The following is a 24,525-nucleotide window of genomic DNA, read 5'->3' as shown; positions in this document are numbered from 1 at the left end:
GCTGATGGCGGCCCTTCAATCCCGCCGGCCAATCGGCTAGCACTGATCTGTCTCATGTCTTTCACGAGCGAAGCGAACCCAGACCCCATGCAGACCAAGCTGTTCACCCCCGCCCGCCTTCTCCTCGCGCTGATCGCGCTGCCGCTGGCTCTCGGCCTTTCCGCATGCGGCAAGAAGGACGATGCCGCGGGAGCGGGTCCGGTCGGTGCGCCGCTCAATGCCGTGGCGCCACCGGCGGGCAAGGCCTGGGCCGATGTCGTTTCGGTGACGCCCGAAGGCGGCTATGTGATGGGCAACCCCAATGCGCCGATCAAGGTGGTCGAGTTCGGCTCGCTGACCTGCCCGCACTGCGCCGAGTTCGAGGAAAAGGGCTTTCCCCACGTGCGCGACGAATATGTCGCCAAGGGGACGGTGAGCTTCGAATTCCGCAACTTCGTGCGCGATCCCTATGATACCACGATGGCGATGCTGACCCACTGCGGTACGCCCGAGAGCTTCTTTGCGCTGACCGAGCAGGTCTATTCGAACCAGAAGGCGATCTTCGACCAGCTCCAGCCGATCGGCGCGCAGCTGCAGGCTGCCAATCTGCCGCAGGACAAGATCTTTGCCGCCATCGGCGAGCGCGGCGGGCTGATCGACTTCTTCGCGGCGCGCGGCATCGCCAAGGATCAGGCGGCGCAGTGCCTCGCCAACAGCGCGACCGCGACCAAGCTGGCGGACGCCACGTCCAAGGCGACCGACGCCTACAATGTGACCGGGACGCCGACCTTCCTCGTCAATGGCAAGAACGTGGAAGTGGCGACCTGGGATGCGCTCGAACCGATCCTGAAGCAGGCCGGCGCGCGTTGATCGGCAGGCGCTGACACAGGCCATGCAACGCGGGGGCGGATAGCATGGCAGAGCGGGTGCCGATGCAGTTCACGCGGCTGAAGCTCTCCGGATTCAAGAGCTTCGTCGAGCCTGCCGAACTGCGCATCGAACCCGGGCTGACCGGCGTCGTCGGCCCCAACGGCTGCGGCAAGTCCAACCTGCTCGAGGCCATCCGCTGGGTTATGGGCGAAGGCTCGGCTAGGTCCTTGCGCGGCGGCGGGATGGAAGACGTGATCTTCGCCGGGACCGCGAGCCGGCCCGCGCGCGACTTTGCCGAAGTGATGCTTTCTGCCGAGACGGACCCCTCCGGGCCGTTTGGCGGCGAGCTGGAAGTGGTGCGCCGGATCGAGCGCGGTGCGGGCAGCGCCTACCGCGTCAATGGCCGCGATGTGCGGGCGAAGGATGTGGCGCTGGTGTTTGCCGATGCGGCGACCGGGGCGCACAGCCCGGCGCTGGTCAGCCAGGGGCGGATCGCGGCGGTGATCGCGGCGCGCCCGGCGGAGCGGCGCGCGATGCTGGAGGAAGCGGCGGGGATCGCCGGGCTCCACGTGCGGCGCAAGGATGCCGAGGCGAAGCTGCGCGCGACCGAGACCAATCTGGCGCGGCTCGACGATCTGATCGTGACGCTGGAAGCGCAAGTCGGCACGCTGCGGCGGCAGGCGCGGGCAGCGGAGCGCTACAAGCAGCTTTCGGAACGCATCCGGGTGGCCGAGGCGCGGCTGATCTTTGCGCGGTGGCGCGATGCGGCGGCGGCAGCGGAAGCAGCGCGGGCGGCGGCGAGCAAGGCCGAGGACGCGGTGAGTGTGGCGCAGGGCGCAGCCCGCAGCGCACAGGAGGCCCAGCACGCCGCAGCTGCCGCACAGAGTGCGGCGCGCGATGCGCTGTTTGATCGGCGGCAGGATGCGGCGGATCAGGGTCAGCGGATTGCGGCGCTGACCGCGCAGGCCGAGGCGGCGGCGCAACGCCTCGCCGATATCGACCGCCAGATCCGCCGCATCGAAGCCGAACGCAGCGAGGCGGATCGGCTGACCACGGATGCCGCGACGGCGCTGACGCGGCTCGAGGCTGATCTGGCGGCTGCGGAAGCGGCGCTGGCGGAGCAGACGGCGGAGGGGCCGGGGCTGAAGGCGGCGGAGGCGGCGGCGGAGCAGGCGGCGCGGGCAGCCGAACTGGCGCTGGCGGCGATGGTGGCCGAGCAGGCGGGGATCGAAGCGGAGTTGCGTGTAGCGGAGGCCGCGCTGACGGCGGCGCGGCAGCGGCTTGCCAGGCTCGATGGCGAGGATGCCCGGCTGGCGGCAACCCGGCGCGCGCTCGAGGCGGAGCCGGATCCGGCGCTGGCGATGGCCGCTGCCGAAGCGCGCCGGGCCGAAGCTGCCGCCAAGCTTTCCGAGATCGGCGAAGCGCGGGAGCGGCTGACGGGCGAGCGCGAGCGGCTGACAGCGACGCGGGAAGGCCTTGCGGCGGCGCGCGAGGCGGCTTCGTCCGAACTCGCGGCGGCGCGGGCCGATCTGGTCGGGCTCGAGCGCGAGTTGACGGCGCTCGCCCGCGACAAGGCGGCGCGCGAGGCGGCGGCGGCGCGCACCGGCAAGGGACCGAGCGCGCTGGGTGCCGCACGCGCCGCGCCGGGCTATGAGCGCGCGCTGGCGGCCGTGCTGGGGCGTGATGCGGGGGCTCCGCTGGGGGCGGCGCCTGCGGGCGATGGCCGGTTCTGGACGGGGGCGGAGGCGCCAGACGCACGCGCCGATGCGCTGCTCCATCATGTGACGAAGTGCCCGCCGGAACTGGCCGCCCGCCTGGCATTGGTGCGCGTGGCAGAGGCGGACGCCGGCGAGGCGCTGGCGCCCGGCGAATGGCTGGTGACGCGCGAGGGGCATCTCCGCCGTTGGGACGGGTTTGTGGCGCGCGGCGAAGGCGGGGCGGAAGCGGCGATCCTCGCTGCCGAGAACCGCCTTGCCGAACTGGAAGCGGCGCTGCCCGAACGCCGCGCCGCTGCCGAGGCTGCCGAGGCTGCCAGCACTGCGGCGCAGGCAGAGCTGGCGGGTCTGCAGGCGGAGCTTGCCCGCTTGCAGAGCGATTTCGCCGCCAATGAGCGCGCGCTGGCCGCTGCTTCCGATGCCGAACGCAGCGCCTTGCGGGCACTCGATCAGGCCGAGGCCGCGCGCGCCCGGATTGCGGCGCGGCGGGAGGAACTGGACCGTGCGGCTGCCGATCTCGCCGCGCAGCGCCAGTCCGCCGGGACCGATCTTGCCGAAGCCGAAGCGCGCCGCGCGGCGCTGCCCGATCCTGCCGTCGGCCGCGCGGGCGTGGAGGCCGAGCGCCAGAAGAACGACCGCGCGCGCGCCGCCTATCAGGCCGCAATGGCGGCGGTGGCCTCGCACGGGCAGGCGCTGGCGGTCGGCAAGGAGCGGCTGGTGGCGCTGCGCGGCGACATCCGCGGCTGGCAGGCGCGCGCCGGGGACGCCGCCCGGCGGCTCGCGGCGATGGCGGGGCAGGTGGAGGATCTGACTCAGGAGCGCAATGTCGTCGCCGCCAAGCCCCCTGCCCTCGCCCGCGATCTGGCGGAAGCCGAGGCCTTGCGGGTGCGCTATGCCGCAGCGCTGGCCGAGGCCGAGACCACATTGGCGCGCACCGAGACCGAGGCGCGCAATGCCGAGACCGCGCTGGCTGCGGCCAACGAAGCGCTCGCCAGCGCGCGCGAGGCTCGTGCTGCACTGGGCGCCAAGGCCGAGAACGAGGACCAGCGCAGGCAGGAAATGGCCGGGATTGCGGGCGAGCGGTTCCAGTGCCCGCCGCCGCTGCTGCCCGAACGCATCGGCTTTCCCGGCAGCGATGTGTCCGCCGCGCCCGAGGAATCCGCCGCGCACGACCGCCTGATCGCCGAGCGCGAAAGGCTGGGGCCGGTCAACCTCGTCGCCGCGACCGAGCTGACCGAAGCCGAGGCGCAGCACACCGCCATCGTCACCGAGCAGGCGGAACTGACCGAGGCGATCAACCGCCTGCGCGGCTCGATCGGCGCCTTGAACCGCGAGGGGCGCGAGCGGCTGCGCGCGGCATTCGAGGCGGTCGACGCGCACTTCCGGCGCCTGTTTGCGCGGCTGTTCGGCGGCGGCGAGGCGCATCTGGCGCTGGTCGACAGCGACGATCCGCTGGAGGCCGGGCTCGAAATCTTCGCCCAGCCGCCGGGCAAGCGGCTGCAATCGCTCACACTGCTCTCCGGCGGCGAGCAGGCGCTGACCGCCGTCGCGCTGATCTTCGCGCTGTTCCTCACCAACCCCGCACCGATCTGCGTGCTCGACGAAGTCGATGCGCCGCTCGACGACGCCAATATCGAGCGCTTCTGCGACCTGCTTGATGCAATGGCGGGCGAGACCACCACCCGCTACCTGATCGTGACGCACAACGCCGTGACGATGAGCCGCATGCACCGCCTGTTCGGCGTGACGATGGTGGAACGCGGCGTATCGCGGCTGGTCAGCGTCGATCTGGGCGGGGCGGAGAGCCTGCTGGCGAGTGCGCCCGTCTAATCCAGCACGAACCGCGGCCCCGGCCCTGCTGCCGCCGCGCGGTCTTCCTTGTTGTAGAGCGCGCAGCGGTCGAGGCTGAGGCAGCCGCAGCCGATGCATTCGTCGAGCTTGTTGCGCGTGCGGGTGAGCAACTGGATGCGCGTGTCGATCTCGCTGCGCAGGGAGCGGCTGATGCGCTGCCAGTCGAGCACGGTGGGCGTCCGGCCATGGGGGAGCGCGGCCATCTCGCGCTCGATCTCGGCGAGACCCAGCCCGAGGCGCTGGGCGATCAGGATGAAGCTGAGGCGGCGGATATCGGAGCGGAGGAAGCGGCGCTGGTTGCCGTCGGTGCGCACAGAGGCGATCAGACCGCGATCCTCGTAGTAGCGGATGGCGGAGACGGCGAGCCCGGTGCGCTGTGCGAGCACCCCGATCGGCACCAGATCGTTGCGGCCCTTGGCCGGTTTGGCAAGCATCGCGACCCCTCGCAAAATTCCCTTGACCTCAAGTCAGCTTAAGGTTGCATAAGGAATAGCGCGTAAATATTCCAGAATGGAGTAATCAAAAATAGCTATGCCTGCCGCGCGCCTCGAGCACGTCAATATCCGCGTCAGCGACCCCGACCGCACTGCTGCTTTTCTTGCCCGACTATGCGGTTGGCATGAGCGCTGGCGCGGGCCGTCGGCCCTTGGCGGGTGGACCATCCATCTCGGCGCAAACACTGACTATATCGCGCTTTATCAAGGGGATGAGCCGATCCCCGGCAGGTTCGCCAAGGGCCAGCCGCTGCAGCATATCGGCCTTGTGGTGGACGATCTAGATGCGGCGGAGCGGGTCGTGATCGCTGAAGGACTGGTGCCGTTCAACCACGCGGACTACGAGCCGGGCCGCCGGTTCTATGTCTTCGATTGGGACGGCATCGAGTGGGAACTTGTCAGCTACAGCTGACTGGCGGCGCCGATGACGAAGCAGGCAGCGGCCATCAGCGCGCCCGCGAATCGGTTTGACCGGAACCGCGCGAGCGCGCTGAGGCCGTCTGCGGTATCGAGCGTAAGGGCTTGCCAGGCGAAGTGCAGCGCGACCGGGAGCAGCGCCACCAGCGCGACCGGATCGGGCCGCGCCAGCCAGACCGCCCCCGCCCAGCAGGCAATCGCCATGGTGTAGAGCGTGATAACGCCGGTGCGGACATGCTTGCCGAACGACAGCGCGGAGGAGCCGATGCCGACCATGGCGTCGTCCTCGCGGTCCTGCAGCGCGTAGATCGTGTCATAGGCCATGCACCAGGCCCAGCACCCGGCATAGAGCGCAGCCAGCGGGGCAAGGCGGTCAAAGCCGGTGACCTCGATCCATCCCACGGGGGCGCCCCAGGTGAAGACAAGGCCGAGCCACGCCTGCGGCCAGCCGGTGATGCGCTTCATGAAGGGATAGGCCGCGACAAGGCCGAGGCTGCCAAGCGCCACGAGCTGCGCCTGCCAGCGCAATTGCAGCAGAACGATGAGGCCAACGCCACAGAGCGCCAACAGCCAGACCCACGCCACCTTTTTCGAGATCGCCCCGCTGGCGATGGGCCGCGCTGCCGTCCGCGCGACGCGGGCATCGAGATCGGCATCGACGATATCGTTGTAGACACAGCCCGCCCCGCGCATCGCGATGGAGCCGAGCAGCAGCCACAGCACCATGCCCCAGCGCCCGGTGCCCCCGGCAAGGAACAGCCCCCACGCGCAGGGCCAGAACAGCAGCCACCAGCCGATGGGTCGATCGAACCGGGCGATGAGCGCGAGATCACGCAAGGTGGGCGGGAGCACGGTGAGCACGCCGCGGTACTCGCTGTCGGGCACGATCTGCGGCGTTGTCGTCATTTGCGCTGCATAGCCCCGGCGGCGGCAATCGGCTAGAGCCGCAGACATGGTTGCAACTCCCGCCTGGCCGCCAAAGTCCGCGCCCCGCCTGTTTGTCCCCGGTCCGCTGGCTGAGGGGACGTCAGTCTCGCTGGAAGGGGGGCAAGCGCATTATCTGGGCAAGGTCATGCGCGTGGGGCCGGGCGACGCGGTGATCCTGTGTGATGACCTGACGGGCGAGTGGCTGGCGCAAGTGAGTGCGGCGGCGAAGCGGGATGTCACGCTTTCGGTCGTCCGGCGGCTGCGCGGGCGCGAGGCGGTGCCGGACTTCTGGCTCTGCGCGGCGCTGATCAAGAAGGACCGGTTTGATCTGGTGCTGGAAAAGGCGACCGAGCTGGGGGTCGCGGCGGTGCGCCCGGTGCTGACGCGGCGCTGCGTGGCGGACAAGCTCAATCCGGAGCGGGCGCGGGCGATTGTCACCGAAGCGGCGGAACAATGCGCGCGCACGGCGCTGCCGGGGTTGGCCGAGCCGGTGAAGCTGGACGCGCTACTGCGCGACTGGCCGGAGGAACGGCGGCTCTACTTTGCCGATGAGGAAGGCGGTGCGCCGGCATCCGAGGCCTTTGCCGCGCATGACGGGCCTGCTGCGCTGCTGGTCGGGCCGGAGGGCGGCTTCGACGATGCCGAGCGGGCGGCGATCCGCGCACATCCGGCGGCGGTGGCGATCACGCTTGGGCCCCGTATCCTGCGTGCAGAAACCGCCGCTATTGCCGGAACTGTGCTGTGGATGGGCATGCGCGGGGATTGGAACGCTGCGGCAACTTGAGTGTTTTCGGCTGGCGCGCCGCCGCTCGGGACACTAACGCGATTCCATGAGCACGAGACAAGTTTCGAATCGCAACGATCCCGTCATCGAGAGCCGCGCGCAGCTCATCGAGCCGATGGCCAAGGGCGAAAAGCCGCGCGAAGCCTGGCGGATCGGCACCGAGCACGAGAAGTTCGTCTATCGCACCAAGGACCGCGCCGCGCCTTCGTACAGCGAGCCGGGCGGGATCCGCGACCTGCTGCTGGCGCTGCGGGACTATGGCTGGGAAACGATCGAGGAAGACAGCGACACCGGCCCCAACGTGATCGCGATGAGCGGCACGGACGGTGCGGTGAGCCTCGAGCCGGCGGGCCAGCTCGAGCTTTCGGGCGCGCCGCTGGAGAACCTGCACCAGACCTGCGCCGAAACCGGCCGCCACCTCGCGCAGGTGAAGACCATCGGCGACAAGCTGGGCCTTGCCTACCTCGGCATGGGGCTGTGGCCCGACAAGACCCGCGAAGAGCTGCCGATCATGCCCAAGGGCCGCTACGACATCATGCTGCGCCACATGCCGCGCGTGGGCACGATGGGCCTCGACATGATGCTGCGTACTTGCACCATCCAGACCAACCTCGATTATGCGAGCGAGGCGGACATGGTGCAGAAGTTTCGCGTATCGCTGGCATTGCAGCCGCTGGCGACGGCGCTGTTTGCCAATTCGCCGTTCCTTGAAGGCAAGCCCAACGGCTACCTTTCCTATCGCAGCCACATCTGGACCGACACCGATCCGGCGCGCACGGGCATGCTCTCGTTCGTGTTCGACGAGGGCTTCGGCTACGAACGCTATGTCGACTACATGCTCGACGTGCCGATGTATTTCGTGTTCCGCAACGGGCGCTATATCGATGCGGCGGGCCAGTCGTTCCGCGATTTCCTTGAAGGCAAGCTGCCCGCGCTGCCAGGCGAAAAGCCGACGCGTTCGGACTGGATCGACCACCTTTCGACCGCGTTTCCCGAAGTGCGGCTCAAGAGCTTCCTTGAAATGCGCGGCGCGGATGGCGGCCCGTGGAGCCGGATCTGCGCGTTGCCGGCGCTCTGGGTGGGGCTGCTCTATGACCAGACTGCGCTCGATGCGGCGTGGGACCTCGTGAAGGGCTGGGACATGGACGGGCGCGAACGGCTGCGCGCCGAAGTCCCCAAGCTGGGGCTCGATGCGCCGCTGCCGGGTGGGGGCAAGCTGCGGGACATTGCGGCGGAAGTGCTCGCCATCGCGCGCGGCGGGCTGGCGGCACGTGGGCGCCTCAACGATGCGGGGGACAACGAAACCGGGTATCTCCATCCGCTCGACGAGATCGTCAGCAGCGGCAAGACGCCGGCCGAGCGGCTGCTGGAGCTGTATCACAGCGCATGGGGCGGGAAGGTTGATCCGATCTACGAGGCCAAGAGCTTCTGACGGACCGAGGGAGAGGAAGAAGACCATGATCATCGTGATGGGCAAGCTGCGGATCGATGCTGCGGCGATCGAGGCGGCGCTGCCGGCGGCGCGGAAAGTTGTCGCGGCGACGCAGCAGGAAGAAGGCTGCCTGCAGTACGACTATTCCCGCGATATCAGCGATCCGGAAGTGTTCCACATCACCGAGCGCTGGACGAGCCGCGAGGCGCTGGGCGCGCATCTCAAGACGCCGCATGTGGCGGAGTGGATCGGCGTGCTCTCGGGCATGACGATGAAGGAGCGCCACATCAAGCTCTACGATACCGACGAAGGCGAGGACCTTTGATCGTCGTGATGGGGACGTTCCGGGTCGCGCCGGAGCATATCGAGGCGCTGCTGCCATTGGCCCGCAAGGTGGCAGAGGCGACGCGGGCGGAAGAGGGCTGCATCCAGTATGGCTATGCGCAGGATATCGATGATCCGGCGCTGTTTCACGTCGCCGAGCGCTGGACCGACCGCGCGGCGCTGATGGCGCATGCGAAGTCCGCGCATATGGCCGAGTGGGTGGCTGCGCGCGCCGGGCTCGGGTTTCATGATCGGGTGATCCGCCTCTATGAGACGGACGAGGGCGAGGCGATTTAGCGCGGTACGCCAAACCCCAATTCCGTTCGTCCCGAGCGAAGTCGAGGGATCTTGGCCGAGCGTAGCCGAGGCCTCCCGCTTGGTTGGTTCTCGGCTTCGCTCGAACGGCCCCCTCGACTACGCTCGGGGCGAACGGGTTTGTTGCCGATGATCTTCTACTCCGCCGGGTGCACCGCGCCGATGGCGGGTGGCTCGACGCGCGGGCGACCGCGCGTGAGCAGGCGGCCGATGCGGTTGAGGGTGCCGGTCACGAGGCCATGCTCGGCCATCCATGCGTGGTATTCGCGGTACTTGGCGTCTTCCGCCAGCAAGTGCGCTTCCTCGGTCTTGGCGCGCCAGAAATAGACCGCGCTGACGAGGCCGAGCACCACGGTGTTGCGGATGGCATCGACCATCGAATGCGTGGTGGTGAGCCAGGGCAGGGTCGATATCCACCAGAACGCGTTCTTGGAGAGGTAGGCCGGGTGCCGGGTGAAGGCATAGGGCCCGTTGGTCAGGACGCCGCGATAGGTGAGGTTGGAGAAGCGCAGGCCGAACGCGACCGTGGCCCAGGCATAGATGCCCGTCAGTAGCACCATGGCCACCACCCAGATCCATTCGAGCACCGGCATGCCCTGCAGCCAGAAGGTCCATTCGGCGCCGTTGGTGCGATAGTCGAGCACGCCGCCGCTGCCCATCAGGATGAACGGCGGATAGCAGATCAGCGCCGCGACCCAGCCGCCGAGGAACGGGTTGGCGCTGCGGATCTGCGCATCGAGCGGCTTCATCGTGAGGAGATAGCCGACCATGGCGATCTGCACGTCGACGAGGAACATCGTCTCGATCAGCGCATTGCCGAGTGCCAGCGGATCGCCGAGCATGGCGGCATAGTTCATCTGGACTACCCCGCCGAAGCCGCCGGGGATGATCGAGAACATGAAGGCGCAGAAGAAGCCCTTCACCGCCCAGGCGCGCAAGTGGTGGGCGACTTCGGCCTTGTCGTAAGTCTCGCGCCCGATCAGCATCGCGCCGAAGTGCCACGAGGCATCGCGCGGGTTGATCAGCACGCGGTCGAGCCACAGCACATAGGGGATTGCGCCAAGGAACAGCAGCGGGGCGAGGCCGGAGATCACGTCCATCGCGAATAGGTACTGCCCGCGCCAGTACCAGCGGCAGAGGCAATAGACGAAGCCGACGAGCGACCATGTCGCCCAGAGGCCGGCGATCTTGGTGATCGAGACATCGACCACATCGCGCAAGGGACGTGGGTTGCTCCAGTCGATCCCGGTCGAGGCCCGCAAATGGACTTTGTCGACCATCAGCGACCACGCGACCATGGGGAGACCGGAAAACACCATGGCCGCCAACGCCGCGTTGGGGCCGGCGAGCGGCTCGTGCGGGCCCGGCAAGGCGAGCGCATCGGCGATCCCGGCCCAATTGCGGCAGAGGATCACCCACAGCGCAAGGCCGACGAGGCCGGACAGGCCGACTCCGGCGGAAACATCGCTGGCAGGTCTGGCAGGGCGCACGCTCATGGCCTCCGGGGTTAACGGGGACCTATGAGAAAATCGTTTATGCGCCGGCAAGAACCGGCGACACCGCGCTTACTTGAACGCGTTGATATGGCCGCTGTCGTCGAGAACGTAGAGCACGCCGCCTGCGACGACCGGCGCCAGCGTGACCGGCGCGCCGAGCTTGGCCTTGCGCTTGGCTGCGCCGTCGGTGACCGACGCGGCCACCAGTTCGCCTTCGGAGTTTGCCATCCACAACTGATCGCCCGCCAGCACCGGGCCGGTCCAGAAGATCTTGCCCTTCTTCTTCTTGACGCTGCGATAGGGCTTCATCTGCGAGATCCAGCGCACCTTGCCGGTGGCCTTGGCGATGCACAGCAGCTTCGCTTCGTCGGTCAGCGTGAAGATCCAGTCGCCCGCGACCGCCGGGGTGGAGATGCCCGCGAGGTTGAGTTCCCACACGCGCTGGCCGGTGACGAGTTCATAGGCGGCCATGCGCCCGCCCTGGCCGAGCGCATAGACGCGGCCGCGCTCGATGATCGGATCGGCGTCGATGTCGGTCAGCGTCGAAACCGAAGTCGCGATGCTGGTGCGCGCGAGGGCGTCCGACCACAACTGGCGGCCGTTTTCATAGCGGTAGGCGACGAGTTCGCCCGAGCTGTAGCCCGCGACGATGGTGCCCTGCCCGGCTGCCGCTGCTGCCACGCCGAACACGCCGGTCTGCGCGACGGAGCCGGATTCGGTCCACAGCTGTGAGCCGTCAGAGATGTTGAGCGCGACGATCTGGTTGTCCTGCGTCATCACATAGACGCCGCCGAACGCGATGGTCGGGCTGCCGCGCAACGGACCTGCGGGCTTGACGCGCCACAGCACTTTGCCGGTCGCCGCTTCGAGCGCGGAGACTTCGCCGAGCCCGGTGGTGATGAAGACCTTGCCATCGTTATAGGCCGCGCCGCCGCCGAACACCGAGGCCATCGCATCGGGCAGGCGGAACTCGGTCTTCCACTGCTCGCGCCCGGAAGCGGCATCGAAGGCGTGGACCATGCCTTCGGTATCCATCACGAAGAGCCGGCCGCCACCGACGACCGGAGCCGCTGCAAGGCGCTGCTTGGGGCTCGATCCGGCAATGCGCGAAGTCCAGACCTTGCGCGGCTGCTGCGAGAGCACGAGGTGGCCATAGGATTTGGACGCGGTGCCGCCCGCCTGCTCCCAATCGGGATTGGCCTCGGCGAGCGGCAGCACGACATCGAGCACCGACATGCCCTCGTCGACCTTCATGCCCGACTCGATCTTCGAGAGGATCGGGATGCGCACGCCCACGGTGGGGGTCGACTTGGGCTTGCTCTTGGTGATGCCGCAGCCGCCGAGCGCCAGCGCGACGACGACCATGGCAGAAACGGCGGCGTGCCGGATCAGTTTGGCTCCGGTCATATCCTCAAATCCCATTATTGTGCTTCGCTACCATTCGCTGCGGCAGCCGGGTTTTCCACGGCATCGACGCCAAGCTGCCCTGCAAGCTGGCGGGTGCGTCGGCGCAGCGTATCGGGAACGGCTTTGTCCTTGGCAATCGAAGCCAGCAGCGCGCCTGCCAGCTCGGTCTTATTCTGCTTGAGATAGGCCATCGCGACGAGTTCGCCCGCGCTGCCGAACCACGGCTTGCCCGGCACCGCGAGCGGCTTGAGCCGGTCGATCACGGTCTGCGGCGCCAGCTTGTCGAAATTGGTCGAAACCTCGCGCACCGTGGCGAGATCGCGGTAGGCGCCGGGCAGCGCGCTGTCGGCAGATACTGCGGCGAAGAGCTTGGCCGCATCAGCAGCCTTGCCGGCCTGCTCAGCTATGCCCGCTTCGGTGATCTGCACCGCGGCGCGGTAGCCGGGGTTGCCCGTCTTCGCGAGCGGATCCATGCCCGACTTCGCGGTCTGGTTGCGGCCCGCCTGCAGCGCATCGAGCGCGGTCACGAAGGCTTCGCTCTGCTGATCGCGCAGGCTGGCCTGATGATCGTTGTACCACAGCCAGCCGCCGAGGCCGACGAGGCCGCCGATCACGAGCGCGAGGATCGGCCGGCCACGGGTGAACAGCAGCTTGCGGAGCTGATCTTCGCGCAGGGCATCATCAACCTCACGCAGGAAGGTTTCCTGTGCGGCCGCATCCTTGCTGTTTGCTGGGGTGGTGCCGGACGGGCTGTTCGGAGTGAGAGCCAAGACTGCGCTTTCAGGTCGCTGGTTAACGAATGCGGCTGTTTAGAGAGGGGGGCCCGCCAATTCAACCGCTTTGACACGCCGATGCTGTCCCGCAGCTTTACGGAAACACTTGCAGGCCAAGAGCCTGTGCATAAATCGCGGCGTGGCGGCGCGCCATGACCGCTTCATCGAACTCGGCGCAGGCGCGCAGCCGGTTGGCCGCGCCGATCCGGCGGCGCAGCGCTTCATCGCCCGCCAGCTGCAGCAAGGCCGCCCCGAGTGCGGCCTCGTCGCCCGCAGGGGTGATGAATGGCGTGTTCTCGGGCGCGACCATCTCGAGCACGTCACCCACCGCCGTGCTCGCGACCGCAAGGCCGGACGCCATGGCCTCCACGATCGACAGCGGGAATTGCTCGCTTTCCGAGGACAGCGCAAACAGATCGAACAGCGCGGTCGCCTGCGCCGGATCGGCCACATAGCCGGGCAAGTGGACACGGTGCCCGATCTCGAGTTTCAGCGCCTCGGCCATGATCGCCTCGCGCTCGGGTCCCTCGCCGACGATGACGAGCTGCCATTCCTCGGGCAGCGCGCGGAAGGCCCGCACCAGCCGGGGCAGCGCCTTGACCTCGCGCAGCCCGGCGAGCGTACCCACCCACTTCTCCCCCGGCCGCTTGACCACGCGCGGCAGGGCATCGGGGCGCACGCGCCTGGCCTTGGCGGGATCGTAGTCTTCCACCGGAATGCCGTTGCCGATGCGGTGGACCCGCGCGGCGGGCTGGTGCCATGCGTCCAGCGCCGCCTTCTCAAGCTGCCGCGAGGGCACGATCAGCGCGCTCGCCCGCGCCAGCGCGATGCGGCGATACCAGTTGCGCGTGGGCTTGAGGCGTTGCGCCTCGTCGACGTGAAAGCCGTCCTCATGGTGGATCAGCGGGGCGAGGCCCATCGTCGGCGCGAACATCGCGTGCGCCATCGCGGCGTCCATCGCGCCCCAATTGTAGGTGAGGATGAGGTCGAAGCCCTGCATCGCGCGGGCGAGGGTCTGCAGGCGGCGCACGCCGAAGCGGCCCTGCAGCGCGGGAAAGCCGAACGGGAAATGGACCGGGAGGCCTGGATCGATCAGCGCCCGCGCGCCGAGTGCCCCCGGCTGCGCGGAGACGATGCTGTGATCGACTGCCTTGCCGAAACGGTTGATGAGGCCGGTGCTGCGCCGCTCCTTGCCGCCCGTATCGAAGGTGGAATGCAGGTGAAGCAGATGGAGCCGCTTGGCCGAAGATGGCTTGCTCATGCCGATGCGATCACCCCGCGCGGGCCAGCAGCCGGTCGATGGCGGCGATGGCTTCGTCCTCGTCGAGCGTGGGCGCATGGCCGACACCGGGGACGGTGACCAGTTCGGTGGCCGCTCCGCGCACTTTCATCCGCGCGGCGACTTCAGTGGAGAGGATATCCGAATGCGCGCCGCGCAGCACCAGCAGCGGGCGGCGCGCGATCGATTCGTAGATGCCCCACATCACTTCTGGTGCGGGTGCCGGGCCTTGCTCGGCCTCGAACGGTTCGGCGATGTTCATGTCATAATCGAAGGTGATGCGCCCGCCGGAGCCGATCACCATGCAGCGCTTGGCCATGCGCAGCCATGCGGGCAAGTCCCAGCCGGGATAGATCTGGCGATTGGTCTCCTGCAGCGCGCGGGCGGCGTGGACCCATGTCTCGTAGCTGCGCCCCTGCCCGACATGTTCGCGGATGCGCGCGAGGCCCACCGGGTCGATTTCCGGCCCCACATCATTGATAACCGCCCCGGCGATGCGTTGCGGGTTCACAGCGGCGAGCATCATCGTCATCAACCCGCCCAGCGAAGTGCCGATGGAGACGAAGCGCTCGATCCCTTCCGCGGCAAGCAGCAGTTCGACATCGGCGACGTAGTGCGCCGGCGTGTAGGTCATCGGATCACGGGCGTAATCGCTGTCACCGCGCCCGCGCATGTCCGGGCAGATCACGCGCCAGTGGCCCGCCAGCCGCTCGGCCAGCGCCTCGAAATCGCGGGCGTTGCGGGTGAGGCCCGGCAGGCACAGGATCGGCGGCCGCTCCGCGCTTCCGGAATAGTCGCGGAAATGCAGTTTCAGGCCGTCGCCGCTGGTCCAGCTGCGATCTTCCCAGCGCTTTTCGCCGCCTTTCAGCGCCTCTGCCATCGTCTCTACTGCCTGAGCCCCGCGCATAAACAAAAGGGGCGCGCTTGCACGCCGCCCGCTTCGTGCCCACTATCGCGCGATGCAAGCAAGCCCGCAAGACGCGATCTACCGCCCCGCCCCGCGCATTCTCGATCTGGCGCGCTGGATCGGCGATCCGGTCGCCCCGGCCGACTTTCCGGAAACCAAACTGCGCTTCCGCAACGACCGCGCGGCTGCGGAGGTGGGTCTGGCGGGGCTGAGCGACGAGGAATGGGTGCGCCATATGGGTCGCTTCGCGCCGCTGGAGGGCAACCTCCCCCAGCCGCTGGCGCTGCGTTATCACGGGCACCAGTTCCAGACCTACAACCCCGATCTCGGTGACGGGCGCGGGTTCCTCTATGCGCAGCTGCTGGACGCAGAGGGCCGCCTGATGGACCTCGGCACCAAAGGGTCGGGCCAGACGCCGTGGAGCCGGCAGGGTGACGGGCGGCTGACGCTGAAGGGCGCGATGCGCGAGATCCTCGCGACCGAGATGCTGGGCGCGCTGGGGGTGAACACCAGCAGGACGTTCTCGGTGATCGAGACCGGCGAGGCGCTGTGGCGCGGCGACGAACCCTCCCCCACCCGCTCGGCGGTGATGGTGCGGCTGAGCCATGGACATATCCGCATCGGCACGTTCCAGCGGCTCGCGACGCTGGGCGAGGCGGACAACATGGCGCAGCTCGTCGGCTATTGCCTCGGCAACTTCCCCGGACCGGCGGGGCCGGAAGGCGTGAGCCCCGCCGCGCGGCTGCTCCATCAGGTGGTGGAGCGCATGGCCGACATGGCGGCGAGCTATATCGTCGCGGGCTTCGTCCACGGCGTGCTCAACACCGACAACATGAACGTGACGGGCGAGAGCTTCGACTATGGCCCGTGGCGCTGGCTGCCGCGCTGGGACCCGGCGTTCACGGCGGCCTATTTCGACAGCAGCGGACTCTATGCCTTCGGGCGGCAGGTGCAGGCGATCCACTGGAACTGCGGACAGCTCGCCGTGGCGCTGCGCACGCTCGAGGAAGCACCGCCGCTGATTGCGGCGCTCAACACGTTCGAGGACCATTACCGTGCCGCCATGGCCAGGCGCTGGTGCTGGCGGCTGGGCGTGGTGTCGCAGGGGATCGAGGCCGATACCGCGCTTATCGGGCTGTGCGAGGCGGCGATGGCGGAGAGCGGCGAAGGGCCGGATGCGTTCTTCTTCCGCCACCGCGGCGGCTGGGGCGCTGCGACCGGCGCGCTCGGCGGGGCCTTGTCGGCGTATGAAGCGGTGGCCGACACGCATCCGTACTGGGCTGACGCGGCGCCGCAATCCATGCTGATCGATGAAGTCGAGGCGATCTGGGCGCCGATTGCAGAGAGCGATGACTGGTCGCTGCTCGAGGCCAAGATCGCCGCGCTGCGCCGCATGGGCGAGGCGCATGGGCCGCGACCTCAGCCGGCGGGGCATGCCGGAAAGGCATAGTTTTGCGGGCCAGGGTTTCTTGTTTGGTTACCACTGTCATGCCATAGGCCGCACACCGCAGCGGCCCCGCGCCGCGTGAGCGGCAAGGCAGAGGAAGGCCAAGCGCACTCGTGTCCACCGGCGAAATCGTCTCGTTCGAACCCGCGACGGGGTCGGAACTGTGGCGCGGCCGGATCGGCGACGCCGAGGACGTGGTCGCCCGCGCACGCCGCGCCTGGCCGCTCTGGGCCGCGCAGCCGCTCTCCACCCGCATTGAATTGCTGCGCCGCTTCGCCAACGAAGTGCGCAAGGAATCCGACAAGCTTGCCGATCTGATCGCGCGCGAGACGGGCAAGCCGCTGTGGGAAGCGCGCGGCGAAGTCGACAGCGTGATCGACAAGGTCGAGGTTTCGGTGCGCGCCTATGCCGAGCGCACTTCGCAGCGCAAGCTCGACAGCGCGCTCAACGGCACCTCCGCTGTCCGCCACAAGCCGCACGGCGTGCTGGCGGTGATCAGCCCTTACAACATGCCCGCGCTGCTTCCGGCCGCGCAGATCATTCCGGCGCTGATCGCGGGCAATGTCGTGGTATTCCAACCCTCGGAAAAGGCGCCCGCGACCGGCGAGCTCCTTGTCCGCTGCTTCCACCGCGGCGGGATTTCGGCGGCGGTGGTGCAAGTGCTGCAGGGCGGCCCCGAGCAGGCCCAGACGCTGGCCATGCACGACGGGGTGGACGGCGTGCTGTTCACCGGATCGGCGCATGCGGGCGTTTCGATCAACCGCAAGCTCGCGTCCAATCCCGGCAAGGTCGTCGCGCTCGAACTGGGCGGCAACAATCCGATCGTGGTGTGGGACACGCCCAAGATCGTCGATGCCGCGACCATCGTCGTGCAATCGGCCTTCACCAGCGCCGGGCAGCGCTGCTCCTCGGCGCGGCGGTTGATCATCAAGTCGACGATGTACGATGCGGTCATCAGCGAAGTACGCCGCCTCACCGAGCGCCTGATCGTCGGCGCGCCGTTCGATACGCCGACGCCGTTCATGGGTCCGGTGATCGACAATGTCGCCGCCGACGGCCTCACCGAAAGCTTTGTCTACCTGCTTTCCAACGGTGGCCGCGCGATCAAGCACATGACGCGGCTGCGCGAGGACCTGCCCTTCGTCAGCCCCGCGATCATCGACGTGACCAAGATCGACGAGCGGCCCGATGTCGAACTGTTCGGCCCGCTGCTGCAAGTCGTCGCGGTGGACGATTTCGATGAAGCCATCGCCGAGGCCAACAATACCCGCTTCGGCCTCGTCGCCTCCCTGCTCGGCGGATCGCCGCAGGACTACAACCGCTTCTGGGCCAATGCCCGCGCGGGCGTGGTCAACTGGAACCGCCCGACCATCGGCGAGAACGCCGGCGCGCCCTTCGGCGGGACGGGCCTTTCCGGCAACAACCGCCCGGGCGGCTACTACATGGCCGATTCGTGCGCCTATCCGGTGGCGTCGGCGGAAATGGAGCAGCCGCGCGCGACGATCGGCGTGGGGCTGCGGGATACGTGAGAGGTGTGGGGCGCGGGATGGGGTTGATCCGGGGCTGATGGGTTGCTGCCGTTAGACCTAGCTGTAAGGTTGCCTCATGGGCTGGCTGATCGAATCCCTCGTCGAGCAAATTTGGGACGAGTACATCTATCGGATATACAAACGCTCGGGATGGAAATGGGCAGCAGTCGCCATTTTCGGCCCACTTATGGTTTTGGCGATGGCAATTGGTCTCGTCGTATTGGTTCTTAGCTAAACATCCGCAATTGGGTGACACCCGATAGCATCGTCGGCCCGGACTTGATCCGGGCCTTGGCTCTTCTTTTCGGACGCCGCGCTGGAAGAGCAGCCAAACCCCGTGTCAAGCACGGGGTGACGGCGACAGGGCGCAAACTGCCCTTGAGAATTGCCTCCGCGTGCTAGCTCTTCGGATCAGGCAGCGGGAGTGAGGCGTCCGCCGGGGCGGCCGGGACGATGGCGAGGTTGCGGTTGTTGGCCTGCGAAAGATCAGGATCGACCATCAGCTGGCCCTCGATCGCCGCCTGCATCACCGGATCGTGCGCGGGGCCTTCCTCGCCGCCGCGCGTGCGCGGCGCTTCGGCCGAGCAGGCGGCGAGCGCGGCGAGGAGGAGCAAGGGCAAGGCGCGAAGGGCGTGCATGAACGCTTCCCATGCACCGGCCATGGTTAAATCCGCGTCACCGGTGTTACTTCGGGTCATGCCATTTTGATGCTTGGTCCTGCGCGCCCATCCTGCCATGGGCCGCGCCATGTCTGCTGCAACCTCCCGCCAGAACGGTGCCATGGCCGCCATCGCGACCTATGCCTTCTGGGGCGTCATGCCGATCTACTTCAAGCTGCTGGGCGAAGTCCCGGCGCCTGAGCTGCTGGCGTGGCGGATCGTGTGCAGCATGCCGATCTGCCTCGCGATCATCGCGCTGCAGCGGCAGGGCCCTTCGCTGCTTGCCTCGCTGCGCAACCGGACCGTGGTGCTGCGGCTCGCGACCAGCGCGGCACTGACGGCGACCAATTCGCTGATCTTCTTCATCGCCGTCGTCACCGGCCATGTGCTGGCGACCAGCCTTGGCTATTACATCATGCCGCTGATCAACGTGCTGATCGGCACGGTTTTCCTGCACGAGAAGCTGAGCCGGGTACAGTGGGCCGCCGTGGTGATCGCCGCCATCGGCATCGGCCTCCTCGCGTTCGGCGAGCTCGACATGCTGTTCGTCGCGATGGCGCTGGGGGTGAGCTATGCGCTCTACGGCTTCGTCCGCAAGGTGGTGCCTGCCGGCGCGCTCGAGGCGGTGACGATCGAGACCGGGATCAGCCTGATACCGGCGCTTCCCGTCGTCCTCTGGTATGCTTGGACCGGCGGCGGCGTCGGCGGCGGATCGAGCATTGCGGCGAGCTGGGAGATGGCCGGGCTGCTGATGGTCGGCGGCCTGTTCACCGCGATCCCGCTGCTGCTGTTCGGCTATGCGGCGCGGCGGCTGACGCTTTCGGCCATGGGCTTTGCGCAGTTCATCACGCCGAGCATCGGCTTCCTGCTCGGCCACTTCCTTTACGGCGAGCCGCTCGATGAGGCGCGGACCGTGTGCTTCGTGCTGATCTGGACTGCGGTTGCCCTGTTCAGTTGGGACATGTTCCGTCAGGCGCGGCTCAATTCACACACTAAAGCGCCAGCCTAGCGTCTCTCCGGCGTGGAACGGGACGACCATCGTCTCGCCCACGTCGATCTCGTCTGGCACCGTTACCGGCGCGCGCTCCAGGGTCACCGTGCCTTCGTTGAGCGGCAGGCGGTAGAAGCGCGGGCCGTGCTCGCTGGCAAAGCCTTCGAACTTGTCCAGCGCGCCTTCTTCCTCGAACACCTTGATGTAGCTTTCGAGCGCGAAGGGCGCGTTGAAGATGCCCGCGCAGCCACAGGCCGCTTCCTTGAGCCGCCGGTCATGTGGCGCGCTATCGGTACCGAGGAAGAACTGCGGGCTGCCCGACGTCGCCGCCTTGCGCAGTGCCAGCCGGTGATGCTCGCGCTTGGCCACCGGCAGGCAATAGGCATGCGGGCGGATGCCGCCGACGAGCATGGCATTGCGGTTGATGTGGAGGTGCTGCGGGGTGATCGTCGCGGCGAGGTTTGCGCCCGCGCTCTCGACGAATTGCACCGCCTCGCTCGTCGTGACGTGCTCGAACACGACGCGAAGGCCGGGCAGCGCCTTCACGAGCGGGATCAGCGTGCGCTCGATGAACACGGCCTCGCGGTCGAAGATATCGACGTGGTTGTCGGTGACCTCGCCGTGGATGAGGAGCGGCATGCCGATCTTTTCCATCCGCGCGAGAACGGGCATGATGTTCGCAACGTCGGTCACGCCATGCGCGGAGCCTGTGGTGGCGTGCGCCGGGTAGAGCTTGGCTGCAACGAAGACGCCCGCCGCATGGCCGCGCTCGACCTCGTCGGGATCGGTGTGATCGGTGAGGTAGAGCGTCATCAGCGGGGTAAATTCGGTGCCCTCGGGGAGCGCGGCCATGATGCGGTCACGATAGGCCGAAACGCCCGCCACATCGGTCATCGGCGGCGAGAGATTGGGCATGACGATCGCGCGCGCGAACTGCCGCGCGGTATGCGGGGCGACGCCCGCGAGCAGCGCGCCATCGCGCAGGTGGACGTGCCAATCATCGGGGCGGCGGATGGTGATCGAGAGAGGTGTGGTCATGCCCTTCCCCTTAGGCCGGACCGTGCCTATCTGTCACCTATGAGCGCACCTCGATTGACCGATCGCACCATAGTACGGCTCTCCCCACTGGACGACAGCGAGGACGTGGCCGCCTTCCTGCAGGGCCTTGTGACGAGCGACGTGAAGGGACCGCTGCCGGTCTGGACCGGATTGCTGAGCCCGCAGGGAAAAGCGCTGTTCGACTTCATCGTGTGGGCGGATGGAAAGAACTTGCTGCTCGATTGCGAGGCCGCCGCTGCGGCTGCGCTGGCCAAGCGCCTTTCGCTCTACCGCCTGCGCCGCAAGATCGCGATTGCGGAAGACAGCACGCTGGGGGTCTGCTGGCAGGCGGAAGGCGAGCCGACCGACCCGCGCCTGCCTGCGCTGGGGCATCGCTGGATCGCGCCGGTGAGCGCCGATGACGTGGCGGTTGATGATGCCTGGCGCGCGCACCGGCTGGCGCATGGCGTGCCGGAGGGCCTCGCAGAACTGGGCAGCGAGCAGACGCTGTGGCTGGAAACCAATGCCGTGGAGCTGAACGGCGTCAGCTTCACCAAGGGCTGCTATGTCGGGCAGGAAAACACCGCGCGGATGAACTGGCGGCAGAAGGTGAACCGGCGGCTGGTGGTGGTCCCACTCGCCGCTTCGGATGCCGCCCGGCAGCGCGCGGCCTATCCGGAGCTGGGGCTGGCGGTGGATCACCGGCGAGTGGAGGATATTTCCGCGGACATGGCGCCGGCGTGGATGGAATTGTCGCCCCCGTAACTTGACCCGCTCATGCTGAGCTTGTCGAAGCATCATGCGCAGCGGTCGCGCTAACACCCTTCGACAAGCTCAGGGTGAGCGGGGTTGCAAGGCAGCGAAGTTGAGCGGGACGTCTATCCCGCCTGCGTGATCTTCGCCGCTTCGGTCGCGGCATCGAGCATCCGCGCGGCATAATCGCGCGCCGCGCTGCGCGGCAGTTCGAGTGCCTGGCTGAGCGGGCCGCCCATCTGCGCATCGCCCAAGGCCATGAGCACAAGTGTCAGCGTGGTGCCGCGCATTTCGTCGGAATGGAAATCGCCGACTTCGATCACGAGGTCGTGGATCACGTCGACGATGGGATCGAGGGCGTCCTCGTTGCCCGTCAGCAGCATCCATGAAGCGAGCGCGCCCGCCCCCTCGCGGTCAAATGCATCGAAGGTGAGGTCCACCACATCACGCGGGCTGCCCACGCCCGAGCGGCTGGCGATTACCGCCTCGCGGATCACCGCGCAGATCGTTTCGGCGAGATGCCGCGCGAGTTCCTTCTGCAGGCCGGAGGCCGAGCCGAAGTGATGCAGCAGATTGGCATGGGTCCGCCCGATCCGGCCTGCCACGGCCTTCAAGGTCACGGCCTGCGGGCCGGCCTCGATCAGCAGGGCCCGCGCGGCTTCGAGGGCGGCAATACGGCTTTCTTCGGGACTGAGACGCTTGCGAACGGACATTGTACGGGCCGATTTCCCCCTTGCGGCGCACCCTTACCCCCGCGCGCCATGGTCCCCACGCCTAGAACTGTGCGGCGTGGGGGGCAAGAGGGACAAGGCTTCAGGCCGCGCGGCGCATCGGCTCCTGATCGTCGCCACCATCATCGCCGTTTCCGGCTTCACCGAGATGAATCTGGTAGACGACGCTCGTCACGATCGCATCGCGTCCTTCGCTGCGGCGGGAGCGATGTTCGCCGGTGGGGATGAAGCCGAGCTTGCGCAGGACGCGGCCGGAGGCGGGATTGTCGAGGAAATGGCTCGCCTCGATCCGGTCATGTCCGAGCGCCCGCGCAATGCTGAGCACCGCGCGCGCGGCCTCGGTGGCAAAGCCGCGGCCCCAGTGGTCGCGGGCGATCCAGTAACCGAGTTCGGCCGCGCCCTGCTCGCCGGGAGCCATGCCCGCACAGCCGATGATGCGCGTGCCATCGGCGCCGGGCAGGGTCACCAGAAAGTCGGGATGCTTGGGATCAACCTCGCGGCTGACGAACCAGCGCGCATCGTCCGCCCGGTAGGGCCATGGCGCGCGGGCGAGATTTCGCACAACCGCCGCGTCGTCGATCGCGGCGTGCAGTTCGGCCCAGTCTTCGGGCCATGCAGGGCGCAGGAACAGCCTTTCGCTGCGAATGAACATCAAACGTCTCCTCATCCGCCCCTCAATTTCCCTTGGCTGCTAACCAAAGGAAATGACAGGCATATTGCGGTTGGCCAGGTCTCGCGCGGTTAATGCGTCAGGACGTGGCTCGGGTGAGGGAGACAATAAAAAAGGGAGACGGGTTGGCCCCTCTCCCTCATTCAGCCGGCCGGTAAAGGTCGGCGGGGCCATCCCGTGGGATGGCCCGTGATGACCATCCGATTACTCTGCGGCCTCGGCCAGCATATCCACCGAGACGTACTTGCGACCAAGCTTGCCCGAGTGAAAACGCACTTTGCCTTCGGCGAGCGCGAACAGCGTGTGGTCCTTGCCCATGCCGACATTGGCGCCCGGGTAGACCTTGGTGCCGCGCTGACGAATGATGATGTTGCCGCCGATCACGTGCTGATCGCCGAACTTCTTGACGCCGAGGCGGCGGCCAGCCGAATCGCGACCGTTGCGCGAAGAGCCGCCTGCTTTCTTGTGTGCCATGTCAGATTACTCCGAGAACTTGCGGTCAGGCGACGCTGAGGATGCGCAGCAGGGTCATCTGCTGGCGGTGGCCGTTGCGGCGACGATAGTTGTGCCGGCGGCGCTTCTTGAACACGATCACCTTCTCGGACTTCGCCTGCGCGATGATCTCGGCCGAAACGGTCACGGACTTGGCATCCGCAAGCACGCCTTCGTTCCCCGCGAGGAGGACGTCGGTCAGCGTGATCGTTTCACCGGCTTCACCCGCCAGCTTCTCGACCGCGATCTTGTCTCCGGCGGCAACCCGATACTGCTTGCCGCCCGTGCGCACGATTGCGAACATGGTCTCTGCTATCCGTTTCAAGTGTCTGGCCGCCCTATGAGCCCGCGAATCGGGCACCATCAAACGGCATGGCCGAATCTCCGCAAAGGATGCGGAGGCCCGGAAAGAGTGGCGCGGTTAATCGAATGGGCGCCCCATGTCAACGCCACCGGGCGGTGAAATGACGCCTGCCGCCGCTTCCCCGGTCAGTCAAAAGCCTCTATGGCCCGGGCATGGCATCCCTGTCCATCCGCATCGGCGCGTCGCTGGCAGTTCTGCTCGCACTTTCGGCCTGCAACGCGAACCGCTCGCGCTTTCCCTCGCTGGCGATTCGCCCGGCGGAGCGTGCCTATGGCACCCGCCAGCAGGCCGCGCCGACCCCGGCACCGAGCGCAGCGGCAACTGCCGATCTTCCGACCCGCGTGGCTACCCTGCGCGAACAGGCGGCCAAGTCGCATGCCCGGTTCACCGCGCAACAGGCCTCCGCGACAGCCTTGATCACCGCCGCAAAGGGTTCCGCGCCCGGTACCGATACCTGGAGCCGCGCCGCCATCGCACTGGCCGGGCTCACCTCCGCGCGCGGCGAAGGCATGATAGCGCTCTCCGATCTTGACCGGCTGCTGATCGCCGCAACCGAGACCGCCGCGACCGGACCGGACAATGACCTCAAGGTCGTTGCTCTGGCGCACCGCGATGTCGCCGCGCTGCTGGGCGAAGAGGACCAGACGATCGCCGCGCTGAGAGACAAGCTGGGCAGCTAGAGCACTTTCCGACCAATCTGGCTCACCGGGATTGCTCTTGGAAGCTTCTCGGCAAGGAACGCCGAGCAGCGCGGGCTGGTAGCCCGTGCAAACGGCGCGACGATGTCCGAGGGGCTTCCAAGAGCAACCCCGAGGGGCGGGCCGATTTTGGCCCATCGCAGCGTTGCTCGTCGGTCACTATATGCCAGCATAGCTCCCTCC

The 24,525-nt window shown here is 67.7% G+C and carries 25 protein-coding genes; 12 read left to right on the top strand and 13 right to left on the bottom strand.

Annotation, left to right across the window (positions count from 1 at the left end):
* The first annotated feature begins 54 nt into the window (after nucleotides 1–54).
* Together IP83_RS10800 and IP83_RS10795 are read left to right on the top strand one after the other, a co-directional pair.
* The gene (locus IP83_RS10800) at nucleotides 55–849 is read left to right on the top strand and encodes a thioredoxin domain-containing protein (RefSeq protein WP_231625007.1); all 795 of its coding nucleotides are present in this window, start codon (nucleotides 55–57) and stop codon (nucleotides 847–849) included.
* Between the two features lie 62 nt (nucleotides 850–911).
* The gene (locus IP83_RS10795; protein ID WP_054122281.1) at nucleotides 912–4,394 is read left to right on the top strand and encodes a chromosome segregation SMC family protein; all 3,483 of its coding nucleotides are present in this window, start codon (nucleotides 912–914) and stop codon (nucleotides 4,392–4,394) included.
* Here IP83_RS10795 and soxR read toward each other — a convergent pair.
* Complete coding sequence (gene soxR / locus IP83_RS10790; RefSeq protein ID WP_054122226.1) at nucleotides 4,391–4,849, bottom strand: redox-sensitive transcriptional activator SoxR; 459 nt, start codon at nucleotides 4,847–4,849, stop codon at nucleotides 4,391–4,393. The two genes, IP83_RS10795 and soxR, sit on opposite strands and share 4 nt — an antisense overlap.
* A 97-nt stretch (nucleotides 4,850–4,946) precedes the next feature.
* On the opposite strand from soxR, the gene IP83_RS10785 reads away from it, so the two are divergent.
* Nucleotides 4,947–5,321, top strand: a complete 375-nt coding sequence (locus IP83_RS10785; RefSeq protein WP_054122225.1) for a VOC family protein — start codon at nucleotides 4,947–4,949, stop codon at nucleotides 5,319–5,321.
* On the opposite strand, the gene ubiA is transcribed toward IP83_RS10785, so the two are convergent.
* On the bottom strand, nucleotides 5,312–6,280 hold the full coding sequence (gene ubiA, locus IP83_RS10780) for a 4-hydroxybenzoate octaprenyltransferase (RefSeq protein WP_054122224.1): 969 nt from the start codon (nucleotides 6,278–6,280) through the stop codon (nucleotides 5,312–5,314). The two genes, IP83_RS10785 and ubiA, sit on opposite strands and share 10 nt — an antisense overlap.
* On the opposite strand from ubiA, the gene IP83_RS10775 reads away from it, so the two are divergent.
* Genes IP83_RS10775 through IP83_RS10760 form a run of 4 tightly spaced genes read left to right on the top strand, consistent with a single transcriptional unit; the run spans nucleotide 6,279 to nucleotide 9,090 of the window.
* Nucleotides 6,279–7,037, top strand: a complete 759-nt coding sequence (locus IP83_RS10775; RefSeq protein ID WP_054122223.1) for a 16S rRNA (uracil(1498)-N(3))-methyltransferase — start codon at nucleotides 6,279–6,281, stop codon at nucleotides 7,035–7,037. The genes ubiA and IP83_RS10775 overlap by 2 nt on opposite strands.
* Before the next feature lie 46 nt (nucleotides 7,038–7,083).
* Nucleotides 7,084–8,469, top strand: coding sequence for a glutamate--cysteine ligase (locus tag IP83_RS10770; protein ID WP_054122222.1), 1,386 nt, complete (start codon nucleotides 7,084–7,086; stop codon nucleotides 8,467–8,469).
* Between the two features lie 25 nt (nucleotides 8,470–8,494).
* Nucleotides 8,495–8,794, top strand: a complete 300-nt coding sequence (locus IP83_RS10765) for a putative quinol monooxygenase (RefSeq protein ID WP_054122221.1) — start codon at nucleotides 8,495–8,497, stop codon at nucleotides 8,792–8,794.
* Between the two features lie 5 nt (nucleotides 8,795–8,799).
* Nucleotides 8,800–9,090 carry a putative quinol monooxygenase gene (locus IP83_RS10760; RefSeq protein ID WP_231625009.1) on the top strand — a complete coding sequence of 97 codons (291 nt, stop codon included), beginning with the start codon at nucleotides 8,800–8,802 and terminating at the stop codon, nucleotides 9,088–9,090.
* Between the two features lie 155 nt (nucleotides 9,091–9,245).
* Here the strand turns inward: IP83_RS10760 and IP83_RS10755 are convergent, their stop codons facing one another.
* The 5 genes from IP83_RS10755 to IP83_RS10735 form a co-directional block, all read right to left on the bottom strand.
* Nucleotides 9,246–10,604 (bottom strand): isoprenylcysteine carboxylmethyltransferase family protein, encoded by a 1,359-nt coding sequence (locus IP83_RS10755; protein WP_054122219.1) that lies wholly within the window; start codon nucleotides 10,602–10,604, stop codon nucleotides 9,246–9,248.
* A gap of 69 nt (nucleotides 10,605–10,673) precedes the next feature.
* A complete protein-coding gene (locus IP83_RS10750; protein WP_054122280.1) occupies nucleotides 10,674–12,011 on the bottom strand; it encodes a PQQ-binding-like beta-propeller repeat protein in 1,338 nt (445 codons plus the stop codon).
* A gap of 14 nt (nucleotides 12,012–12,025) precedes the next feature.
* Entirely contained in the window at nucleotides 12,026–12,781 is a 756-nt protein-coding gene (locus IP83_RS10745; protein WP_054122218.1) for a tetratricopeptide repeat protein, read from the bottom strand.
* Nucleotides 12,782–12,878: 97 nt separating this feature from the next.
* Entirely contained in the window at nucleotides 12,879–14,045 is a 1,167-nt protein-coding gene (locus IP83_RS10740; RefSeq protein ID WP_054122217.1) for a glycosyltransferase family 4 protein, read from the bottom strand.
* A 10-nt stretch (nucleotides 14,046–14,055) separates the two neighbouring features.
* Nucleotides 14,056–14,943: an alpha/beta fold hydrolase gene (locus IP83_RS10735; protein WP_054122216.1), complete on the bottom strand. Its 888-nt coding sequence runs from the start codon at nucleotides 14,941–14,943 to the stop codon at nucleotides 14,056–14,058.
* 79 nt (nucleotides 14,944–15,022) lie between these two features.
* Between IP83_RS10735 and IP83_RS10730 the strand changes: the two genes are divergently transcribed.
* The gene (locus tag IP83_RS10730) at nucleotides 15,023–16,420 is read left to right on the top strand and encodes a protein adenylyltransferase SelO family protein (RefSeq protein ID WP_054122215.1); all 1,398 of its coding nucleotides are present in this window, start codon (nucleotides 15,023–15,025) and stop codon (nucleotides 16,418–16,420) included.
* A 110-nt stretch (nucleotides 16,421–16,530) separates the two neighbouring features.
* Nucleotides 16,531–17,946 (top strand): succinylglutamate-semialdehyde dehydrogenase, encoded by a 1,416-nt coding sequence (locus tag IP83_RS10725; protein WP_054122214.1) that lies wholly within the window; start codon nucleotides 16,531–16,533, stop codon nucleotides 17,944–17,946.
* 398 nt (nucleotides 17,947–18,344) lie between these two features.
* On the opposite strand, the gene IP83_RS10720 is transcribed toward IP83_RS10725, so the two are convergent.
* Nucleotides 18,345–18,584 (bottom strand): hypothetical protein, encoded by a 240-nt coding sequence (locus tag IP83_RS10720; RefSeq protein WP_231625006.1) that lies wholly within the window; start codon nucleotides 18,582–18,584, stop codon nucleotides 18,345–18,347.
* 109 nt (nucleotides 18,585–18,693) lie between these two features.
* On the opposite strand from IP83_RS10720, the gene rarD reads away from it, so the two are divergent.
* Nucleotides 18,694–19,614 carry an EamA family transporter RarD gene (gene rarD / locus IP83_RS10715; RefSeq protein ID WP_082364647.1) on the top strand — a complete coding sequence of 307 codons (921 nt, stop codon included), beginning with the start codon at nucleotides 18,694–18,696 and terminating at the stop codon, nucleotides 19,612–19,614.
* Here rarD and pyrC read toward each other — a convergent pair.
* Nucleotides 19,591–20,634: a dihydroorotase gene (pyrC, locus tag IP83_RS10710; RefSeq protein WP_054122211.1), complete on the bottom strand. Its 1,044-nt coding sequence runs from the start codon at nucleotides 20,632–20,634 to the stop codon at nucleotides 19,591–19,593. The genes rarD and pyrC overlap by 24 nt on opposite strands.
* Before the next feature lie 39 nt (nucleotides 20,635–20,673).
* On the opposite strand from pyrC, the gene IP83_RS10705 reads away from it, so the two are divergent.
* Nucleotides 20,674–21,399, top strand: a complete 726-nt coding sequence (locus IP83_RS10705; RefSeq protein WP_054122210.1) for a folate-binding protein YgfZ — start codon at nucleotides 20,674–20,676, stop codon at nucleotides 21,397–21,399.
* A 113-nt stretch (nucleotides 21,400–21,512) separates the two neighbouring features.
* Here the strand turns inward: IP83_RS10705 and IP83_RS10700 are convergent, their stop codons facing one another.
* From IP83_RS10700 to rplU, 4 genes are all read right to left on the bottom strand, one after another.
* Nucleotides 21,513–22,100 carry a TetR family transcriptional regulator gene (locus IP83_RS10700; protein ID WP_054122209.1) on the bottom strand — a complete coding sequence of 196 codons (588 nt, stop codon included), beginning with the start codon at nucleotides 22,098–22,100 and terminating at the stop codon, nucleotides 21,513–21,515.
* 100 nt (nucleotides 22,101–22,200) lie between these two features.
* The gene (locus IP83_RS10695) at nucleotides 22,201–22,770 is read right to left on the bottom strand and encodes a GNAT family N-acetyltransferase (protein ID WP_054122208.1); all 570 of its coding nucleotides are present in this window, start codon (nucleotides 22,768–22,770) and stop codon (nucleotides 22,201–22,203) included.
* Nucleotides 22,771–22,992: 222 nt separating this feature from the next.
* Nucleotides 22,993–23,262 carry a 50S ribosomal protein L27 gene (gene rpmA / locus IP83_RS10690; RefSeq protein WP_054122207.1) on the bottom strand — a complete coding sequence of 90 codons (270 nt, stop codon included), beginning with the start codon at nucleotides 23,260–23,262 and terminating at the stop codon, nucleotides 22,993–22,995.
* 25 nt (nucleotides 23,263–23,287) lie between these two features.
* Nucleotides 23,288–23,584 (bottom strand): 50S ribosomal protein L21, encoded by a 297-nt coding sequence (gene rplU, locus IP83_RS10685; RefSeq protein ID WP_054122206.1) that lies wholly within the window; start codon nucleotides 23,582–23,584, stop codon nucleotides 23,288–23,290.
* Nucleotides 23,585–23,796: 212 nt separating this feature from the next.
* Here rplU and IP83_RS10680 point away from each other — a divergent pair, with 212 nt between their 5' ends.
* On the top strand, nucleotides 23,797–24,324 hold the full coding sequence (locus tag IP83_RS10680) for a hypothetical protein (RefSeq protein WP_054122205.1): 528 nt from the start codon (nucleotides 23,797–23,799) through the stop codon (nucleotides 24,322–24,324).
* Nucleotides 24,325–24,525: the final 201 nt, after the last annotated feature.

Origin of the sequence: Novosphingobium sp. AAP93, from assembly GCF_001296055.1 — a bacterium.
GTDB lineage: Bacteria > Pseudomonadota > Alphaproteobacteria > Sphingomonadales > Sphingomonadaceae > Novosphingobium.
This window is presented reverse-complemented; position numbering and strand designations above follow the sequence as displayed.

What these genes read in the sequence shown, in the direction of transcription:
- IP83_RS10800 (WP_231625007.1), top strand. Translation starts at nt 55, where the DNA reads ATGTCTTTCACGAGCGAAGCGAACCCAGACCCCATGCAGACCAAGCTG.
- IP83_RS10795 (WP_054122281.1), top strand. Translation starts at nt 912, where the DNA reads ATGCAGTTCACGCGGCTGAAGCTCTCCGGATTCAAGAGCTTCGTCGAG.
- soxR (WP_054122226.1), bottom strand. Translation starts at nt 4,849, where the DNA reads ATGCTTGCCAAACCGGCCAAGGGCCGCAACGATCTGGTGCCGATCGGG.
- IP83_RS10785 (WP_054122225.1), top strand. Translation starts at nt 4,947, where the DNA reads ATGCCTGCCGCGCGCCTCGAGCACGTCAATATCCGCGTCAGCGACCCC.
- IP83_RS10775 (WP_054122223.1), top strand. Translation starts at nt 6,279, where the DNA reads ATGGTTGCAACTCCCGCCTGGCCGCCAAAGTCCGCGCCCCGCCTGTTT.
- ubiA (WP_054122224.1), bottom strand. Translation starts at nt 6,280, where the DNA reads ATGTCTGCGGCTCTAGCCGATTGCCGCCGCCGGGGCTATGCAGCGCAA.
- IP83_RS10770 (WP_054122222.1), top strand. Translation starts at nt 7,084, where the DNA reads ATGAGCACGAGACAAGTTTCGAATCGCAACGATCCCGTCATCGAGAGC.
- IP83_RS10765 (WP_054122221.1), top strand. Translation starts at nt 8,495, where the DNA reads ATGATCATCGTGATGGGCAAGCTGCGGATCGATGCTGCGGCGATCGAG.
- IP83_RS10755 (WP_054122219.1), bottom strand. Translation starts at nt 10,604, where the DNA reads ATGAGCGTGCGCCCTGCCAGACCTGCCAGCGATGTTTCCGCCGGAGTC.
- IP83_RS10750 (WP_054122280.1), bottom strand. Translation starts at nt 12,011, where the DNA reads ATGACCGGAGCCAAACTGATCCGGCACGCCGCCGTTTCTGCCATGGTC.
- IP83_RS10740 (WP_054122217.1), bottom strand. Translation starts at nt 14,045, where the DNA reads ATGAGCAAGCCATCTTCGGCCAAGCGGCTCCATCTGCTTCACCTGCAT.
- IP83_RS10735 (WP_054122216.1), bottom strand. Translation starts at nt 14,943, where the DNA reads ATGGCAGAGGCGCTGAAAGGCGGCGAAAAGCGCTGGGAAGATCGCAGC.
- IP83_RS10730 (WP_054122215.1), top strand. Translation starts at nt 15,023, where the DNA reads ATGCAAGCAAGCCCGCAAGACGCGATCTACCGCCCCGCCCCGCGCATT.
- IP83_RS10720 (WP_231625006.1), bottom strand. Translation starts at nt 18,584, where the DNA reads ATGCACGCCCTTCGCGCCTTGCCCTTGCTCCTCCTCGCCGCGCTCGCC.
- rarD (WP_082364647.1), top strand. Translation starts at nt 18,694, where the DNA reads ATGTCTGCTGCAACCTCCCGCCAGAACGGTGCCATGGCCGCCATCGCG.
- pyrC (WP_054122211.1), bottom strand. Translation starts at nt 20,634, where the DNA reads ATGACCACACCTCTCTCGATCACCATCCGCCGCCCCGATGATTGGCAC.
- IP83_RS10705 (WP_054122210.1), top strand. Translation starts at nt 20,674, where the DNA reads ATGAGCGCACCTCGATTGACCGATCGCACCATAGTACGGCTCTCCCCA.
- IP83_RS10700 (WP_054122209.1), bottom strand. Translation starts at nt 22,100, where the DNA reads ATGTCCGTTCGCAAGCGTCTCAGTCCCGAAGAAAGCCGTATTGCCGCC.
- IP83_RS10695 (WP_054122208.1), bottom strand. Translation starts at nt 22,770, where the DNA reads ATGTTCATTCGCAGCGAAAGGCTGTTCCTGCGCCCTGCATGGCCCGAA.
- rpmA (WP_054122207.1), bottom strand. Translation starts at nt 23,262, where the DNA reads ATGGCACACAAGAAAGCAGGCGGCTCTTCGCGCAACGGTCGCGATTCG.
- rplU (WP_054122206.1), bottom strand. Translation starts at nt 23,584, where the DNA reads ATGTTCGCAATCGTGCGCACGGGCGGCAAGCAGTATCGGGTTGCCGCC.
- IP83_RS10680 (WP_054122205.1), top strand. Translation starts at nt 23,797, where the DNA reads ATGGCATCCCTGTCCATCCGCATCGGCGCGTCGCTGGCAGTTCTGCTC.